This window comes from 'Chrysanthemum coronarium' phytoplasma (assembly GCF_000744065.1).
GTDB lineage: Bacteria > Bacillota_I > Bacilli_A > Acholeplasmatales > Acholeplasmataceae > Phytoplasma > Phytoplasma asteris.
In genome coordinates this window covers 1-721 of record NZ_BBIY01000140.1, presented here as the reverse complement: position 1 = coordinate 721, position 721 = coordinate 1, and the positions used below count along the sequence as shown (strand labels likewise).

1 protein-coding gene is annotated in these 721 nt (G+C 30.0%); it reads left to right on the top strand.

Annotated elements, in window-relative coordinates:
- Positions 1–212: 212 nt before the first annotated feature.
- A complete protein-coding gene (locus OYV_RS05605; RefSeq protein WP_320408572.1) occupies positions 213–524 on the top strand; it encodes a hypothetical protein in 312 nt (103 codons plus the stop codon).
- Positions 525–721 lie beyond the last annotated feature (197 nt).

The following is a 721-nucleotide window of genomic DNA, read 5'->3' as shown; positions in this document are numbered from 1 at the left end:
CAAGAAAACACCTATAGTGGTGCAATTAAACCTTTGACTACAAAAATCACAAACGACGCAGTTAAAATAACTAAACGTACAACTGAAAAAGTAACTTCTTGGTTCAAAAGTTGGTTTTAATTAAAATTCAAAAATTAAATGTGTTAAAATATTGGTATATTCAAAATTACCCGAAAGGAACTAATCATGTTTAATATTAAAAAAATCATTAAATGGTTTTTTATTATTTTAGGGGTATTTCTTTTTTTAATTATCGGTTTTATTGGTTTTATGGTTTTAACCGAAAAAAAATCAATAAATTACCGAAAGAAGAAATCCCTATTTTAAAAGAAACCGCATTCGAAAATATCGAAGAATGGTATGACAATAATAACAAATGTACAATGATTAAAGACAAATACACCTTTGATGGCCTTAATGGAGTCGGTTATTATCAAGAACAACTTCAAGAAAAAAAGGTAGTCATAACAATATTTCGATCGCTCAAGAACGCCTCGAAACCCAAAAAGAACCCTCTAACTTAGCTTATTACATCGAAGACCATTACCCCTTCGACCTTTGGAAGGAAAACTCAGCGAACGGATTTAAATTTTCTCGTTTCGATATCGGATTTGATAGTTATTTAGAAAACTATGTAAAATTAGAAAAACAAATCAACGAAGGCCCAGGTGGTAATTGCTTAATCCTTAAATACAAAGGCCCAAAAGACTTGATAGAAAAA